The following is a 5,658-nucleotide window of genomic DNA, read 5'->3' as shown; positions in this document are numbered from 1 at the left end:
CCACCGCCCACCGGCACCGCGGCAGCTCCCTCCGGCGCCCTCCACACCGGCGGCGCTTGTCGCTGATCGGTGGCTCGGTTCTGTGCCTTGAAACACGGCCAGGCCCCGCCGCCTAGCAATTTCGCATGCAATTCCCTCGAATGTGTTTCATGGTTTGAAGTCTGATTGTTGGAATTCTGCGGATTCTGCGTTGAGGTGGGGTTGAGCTGAGTTGGAATTGCATGCGAAATTGAGGGAGGGGGCTCGCACAGTGCACCGCCCCTAGCGTTGCGGGGTTTGGGCAGTGGATAATGAGGAGACGGGTGGCAAGCCGTCGACGCCCGTACAACGCCCACCCGCAGTTCCGTCCCGAAAGGACTGACATGCCTCGTCCCGCATCGGCCGTCGTCACCTCCAAGCCCGCGCGCTTCGTCCTGGCCCTGCTGCGCATCGCGGTTGGCTTCATCTTCCTGTGGTCGTTCCTAGATAAGACGTTCGGCCTGCACTATTCGACGGGCCCGTCGCGCGCGTGGATCAACGGCGGCACGCCCGCGCAGAGCTACCTGACGGGTGCGACGACCGGCAAGCCCCTGGCTTCTTTCTTCGAGTCGCTGGCCATGCCCGCCATGGATTGGCTGTTCATGCTGGGCCTCCTGGGTATCGGGCTCGCCTTCCTGCTGGGGATCGGCACGCGCCTCGCGGCAGTTGCGGGCGTCGTCATGCTGGGCTTCATGTATGCGGCGGTCGCCCCGTGGGTGTGGGGCTCCCTCAACCCGGTCGTCAATGAGCACCTGGTCTACGCGCTCGTTCTCATCCTGATCCCGCTGACCAGCGCGGGCGACACACTCGGCCTGGGCGCGTGGTGGAAGGGCCTGGGGCTCGTGAAGAAGCTGCCCTTCCTCATCTGATTCGTTCAACAGTCTCGACGAGGCCGTGGCCGGGTTTCCGGTCGCGGCCTCGCTGTGTTGGCGTCGGCTTTTGTGTTGTAGTTTCCCAACAATCTCGCATGTAATTCCCTCGCACATCTTTCAAACATTGAAATCCAGTCGTTGGTATTGCAATGTTTGTGGCGGTTGTTGAATTGTCAAGAAAACGAATTGCATGCGAAATTTCCTGGGCGAGGCCGGGGTGTGGCCGGGGCGAGGTTGGGGCGTGGCTGGGGCGTGGCTGGGGCGTGGCTGGGGCGTGGCCGGGGTGAGGCCGGGGTGTGAATGGGCAACGGGACGTTGGTCCCCGATGGGTGTCGAAAAAAGACGCGCGTGGCGAGCGGAACTGCTCGCCGCGCGCGTCGCGCTTCTGACACACGTATGACACTAGATATTGTGATCACCGTTCGTATCAAGCACTACATCTAGTGATTGATAGTCGCGTTCCCCTAGATCTAGGGGAGCCTCACGCCGGGCGGAGGGAACCACCACCACCCACAGTGCCACGGCCTCGCCCCACGAGGGCGGAGGGTCCATGACGTGTCGATCATGCGACCGAACAGCAGTACCGGCCGCCCACCGACGCGCAGGGCAAGAGGCATCCGCCGCCCCACACAGTCCCACGACACCACACATCTCCCACCCAGTGCTCAGCAGCCTGCAGCACACAACGGAATCACGACAGGACAAGGACCATGACCGCACCCCGCTACGACGTCGACGCCATCGCAACCGTGCAGGAGTACCTCGACCGCTCAGATTGGCGGGTGAACGCCAATGCGAACCAGGGGTATTCGCTCGGCGGCCTGATCCTGAACTCGGCGGGGAAGATCGTCGCAAACTACTGGCTCGAACACGTCTACACCCCCGAAATCGGCGCCCCGCACCGCGAGGGCGACTACCACATCCACGACCTCGACATGTTCGCCGGCTACTGTGCCGGCTGGTCCCTCAAGCGCCTCATCCAGGAGGGCTTCAACGGCGTGGGCGGCGCGATCGCCTCGGCCCCGCCCAAGCACTTCTCCTCGGCGTGCGGTCAGATCGTCAACTTCCTCGGCACTCTCCAGAACGAATGGGCGGGCGCCCAGGCGTTCTCCTCCTTCGACACCTACATGGCCCCCTTCGTGCGCCTGGACAACATGGAGTATGAGGACGTCGTGCAGTGCATGCAGGAGCTCATCTACAACCTGAACGTGCCCTCGCGCTGGGGCAGCCAGTGCCCGTTCACGAACCTGACCTTCGACTGGACGTGCCCGGACGACCTCGCGGACGAGCACCCCCTCATCGGCGACGAGGTCGTCGACTTCACCTACGGCGAGTTGCAGTGGGAAATGAACCTCATCAACCGCGCCTTCATCGAGGTCATGACGGGCGGCGACGCGGATGGCCGCGTCTTCACGTTCCCGATCCCGACCTACAACATCACCCCCGACTTCGACTGGGAGGGCGAGAACGTCGACGCCCTCTTCGGCATGACCGCGAAGTACGGCCTGCCCTACTTCCAGAACTTCATCAACTCCGACCTGGACCCGCACATGATCCGTTCCATGTGCTGCCGCCTGCAGCTGGACCTGCGCGAGCTCCTCAAGCGCGGCAACGGCCTCTTTGGGTCGGCGGAGCTGACCGGCTCGATCGGCGTGGTCACGCTGAATATGGCGCGCCTCGGCTACCTGTACAAGGGGGACGAGGAAGGCCTCGTCGCGCGCATGGACGAGCTGATCGACCTGGCCTCGAAGTCTCTCGAGATCAAGCGCGAGACCATTCAGTACCACATGGACCACGGCCTGTTCCCCTACTCGCATCGCTACCTGGGCACGCTCGATAACCACTTCTCGACCATCGGCGTCAACGGCATGAACGAGATGGTGCGCAACTTCAGTGACGACGCCTACGACCTGACGGACCCGCGCGGCTTCGACATGTGCGTGCGCATCCTGGACCGCGTGCGCGAGCGCATGGTCCAGCTCCAGGAGGCCACCGGCCACATGTACAACCTGGAGGCGACCCCCGCGGAGGGCACGACCTACCGCTTCGCGAAGGAGGACCGTAAGCGCTTCGCCGACATCATCCAGGCGGGCACGCCCGACGAACCCTACTACACGAACTCCTCGCAGCTTCCCGTGGGCTATACGGATGATCCGTTCCAGGCCCTCGAGGACCAGGAGGTGCTGCAGGGCAAGTACACGGGCGGCACGGTCCTGCACCTGTACATGGGCGAGCGCGTGTCCTCGGGCGAGGCTTGCAAGGAGATGGTGCGCCGCTCGCTGACGGCCTTCAAGGTCCCCTACATCACGATCACGCCGACCTTCTCGATCTGCCCGGTCCACGGCTACCTGGCCGGCGAGCACTTCACCTGTGAGAAGTGCGCGGCCGCCCACCCCCACGCGGAGCCGCAGGCCTGCGAGGTGTGGACGCGCGTCATGGGCTACTTCCGTCCGGTCCAGTCCTTCAACATCGGCAAGAAGGGCGAGTACCACGAGCGTCAGATGTTCTCCGAGAGCGCCGCGGATGCGCACGGTGAGCTCGTCAGCGCGTTCCCTCCCGCGGGGAGCCGCTGACGTGGGCGCCCGTCCCCATGACGACGAGGCCGGGGCGACCCGGGAGGGCACGCTGAGCCTGGGCGTCCCCGGCCTCGTCGGGGGGCGGGCTGCGCGCGAGTGGACGCCGGACGACCTGCAGATCGCCGGCCTCGTGCCGATGTCGACCGTGGACTGGCCGGGGAAATTTGCGGCGTCCCTGTTCCTGCAGGGGTGCCCGTGGGCGTGCCCGTACTGTCACAACAGCGCGATTATCGACCCGCGCATCCCGGGGGTGGTTGCGTGGAGCGCGCTCGAGGATCTGCTGGCGCGCAGGCGTGGCCTCCTCGACGGCGTCGTGTTTTCCGGCGGCGAGGCGACCCGCCAGATCGCGCTCGGTGCGGCGATGGCGCGCGTGCGTGAGCTTGGCTTTGGCGTAGGCCTGCACACCGCGGGTCCCTACCCGCGCCGCCTGGCGGACCTGCTGGGCGCGGGCCTCGTCGACTGGGTGGGCATAGACGTGAAGGCGACCCCGGGAAATTACGAGGCCGTGGCCGGCCGAAGCGGTGCGGGCGAGCGGGCGTGGGAGTCGCTGGGCGTCGTCCTGGCCTGCCCCGAGGTGGACCACGAGGTGCGCCTGACCGTCTACCCGGACGGGCCCGGCGACGGCTTCGAGGTGGCGGTGCGGGCGCGCGAGATGGGGGCGAGGACCTTCGCCCTCCAGCAGGCCCGTGACCTGGGTGCCCCCGACGGTTTTTCCGCGACGAGGCCGGGGTGGGACGACCAGGTACGCTCGCTCGCGCGGGACATCGAAACGCTGGACTTTGACAGGTTTATCTTCCGTGGGGCCTGATAGAGCTTTTGTCAAGTGACAGCGCCGCATGTTGGGAAAAAATATGGTGAAGGTTTCACTTGTGACCACTGATCGCGGTATTGTGTAACAACCTCGTGACCATGAAGTCTGGAGTTTCGATGGCTGAAGAGCTGCACTTCGACGATCCTGCGGCGGCTGCCCAGGACCCGTCGACCGACGCTGAAGCGCTGCGCCAGCTGGCGTATCGCTACCCCGAGCTGCGCCCGGCCGTGGCCGCACATCCGCACGCGTACCGCGGGCTGCTCGACTGGTTGCACCAGTTCAATGACCCGCAGGTCAACGCGGCACTCGAGGCTCGCGACGACTATGACGGCTACATCGACTCCAACGGCTACCTTGTCATGCACGGAGATGTATCCGGCGCGGTCGCCGGCTCATCGATCCGCACCTCCGAATCCGGCATGTACGTGCTCGGCCAGGGTGGCGTGAACTCCTACTCGCAGGTCGAGCGCACGACCCCCTACTCTGCGGTCGTCGGCTCGAATGCGCCCGTCCCGAAGGTGGGCGCGCGCGAGCAGGTGGTCGCCCAGGTGCAGCGTCATTCCATCATGGGTTCGAAGAATGCCCAGGATCCCGAGGCGACCGCCGTCTATCCGAGCGCGTCCTCCGGCTCGTCCTACCCGAGCGCCTCGGGAACCCCCGCGCGCGTTCAACCCACGCCGCAGGCCTACCGGGGTGCTGGCGCGTCCTACCAGGTGCAGTCCACCGCCTCGCAGGGAGCGGCCCCGCAGGAAGTCAAGGAACGTCGAGGCTTCCCGTTCATGGCCGTCATCCTCGGCGTCCTTGCCATCACGGCGGCGGTCCTCCTCGCCTTCGTTATCTACGTGTTCACGCGTGGTTACGAGGGGCCCGCGGCCGGATCGAACCCGAGCTCCTCGTCGTCCTCCGCGTCGGATCCGACCCCGTCGGCAAGTGCCACGACCGAGGAACCCGTGAAGTACCCGGCGCCCGCCGGAGCCATCACCGTTGACGCCTTCTCCTCCCCGTCCGGCAACATCACCTGCTCCTTCACCGCTGACGGCGTCAGCTGCGGCATTGGCGAGTCCGATTGGGCCGAGGACGGCTACGCCTCCTGCTCCGGTAGCAAGGTCGGCGTCCTGAGCGCCTCGAAGGATAAGGCGGGCCAGTCCTGTGAGAGCGCCGCCCCCGCAGGCGGAAACGCGCTCGCATACGGAGCTGCCGCCACCAAGGGCGACTTCGCGTGCCACTCCACGCAGGACGGCATCAGCTGCTGGAATACGAAGACCGGCCAGTCTTTCGCGCTGGCTCGCGGCGGCTGGATGACCGGCACGACCGGCGAGATCGGCCCCGAGAAGTTCACGTGGAACGACTGACCTCACGCGCATAAGGGGGCGGGCCCGAG

3 protein-coding genes and 1 pseudogene are annotated in these 5,658 nt (G+C 65.8%); all 4 read left to right on the top strand.

The window, feature by feature from the left end; translation table 11 throughout:
* Positions 1-362 precede the first annotated feature (362 nt).
* The 4 genes and pseudogenes from HMPREF1137_RS05415 to HMPREF1137_RS05400 all read left to right on the top strand — a co-directional run bounded on the left by HMPREF1137_RS05415 (position 363) and on the right by HMPREF1137_RS05400 (position 5,629).
* Positions 363-887 carry a DoxX family membrane protein gene (locus HMPREF1137_RS05415; RefSeq protein WP_007589743.1) on the top strand — a complete coding sequence of 175 codons (525 nt, stop codon included), beginning with the start codon at positions 363-365 and terminating at the stop codon, positions 885-887.
* A gap of 602 nt (positions 888-1,489) precedes the next feature.
* Positions 1,490-3,463, top strand: a pseudogene (locus HMPREF1137_RS05410) (ribonucleoside triphosphate reductase); the annotation flags it as partial.
* Positions 3,414-4,274 carry an anaerobic ribonucleoside-triphosphate reductase activating protein gene (locus tag HMPREF1137_RS05405; protein ID WP_034496970.1) on the top strand — a complete coding sequence of 287 codons (861 nt, stop codon included), beginning with the start codon at positions 3,414-3,416 and terminating at the stop codon, positions 4,272-4,274. The pseudogene HMPREF1137_RS05410 and the gene HMPREF1137_RS05405, both read left to right, overlap by 50 nt.
* A gap of 119 nt (positions 4,275-4,393) precedes the next feature.
* Positions 4,394-5,629: a variant leucine-rich repeat-containing protein gene (locus tag HMPREF1137_RS05400; RefSeq protein WP_034496967.1), complete on the top strand. Its 1,236-nt coding sequence runs from the start codon at positions 4,394-4,396 to the stop codon at positions 5,627-5,629.
* Positions 5,630-5,658 lie beyond the last annotated feature (29 nt).

This window comes from Actinomyces sp. ICM39 (assembly GCF_000282935.1).
Lineage (GTDB): Bacteria > Actinomycetota > Actinomycetes > Actinomycetales > Actinomycetaceae > Pauljensenia > Pauljensenia odontolytica_B.
The sequence above is the reverse complement of the archived record's forward strand: the minus strand, read 5'-3'. Positions and strand labels throughout refer to the sequence as shown.

Excerpts from the sequence above, each read along its gene's own strand:
- HMPREF1137_RS05415 (WP_007589743.1), top strand. The coding sequence starts at position 363 with ATGCCTCGTCCCGCATCGGCCGTCGTCACCTCCAAGCCCGCGCGCTTC.
- HMPREF1137_RS05405 (WP_034496970.1), top strand. The coding sequence starts at position 3,414 with ATGCGCACGGTGAGCTCGTCAGCGCGTTCCCTCCCGCGGGGAGCCGCT.
- HMPREF1137_RS05400 (WP_034496967.1), top strand. The coding sequence starts at position 4,394 with ATGGCTGAAGAGCTGCACTTCGACGATCCTGCGGCGGCTGCCCAGGAC.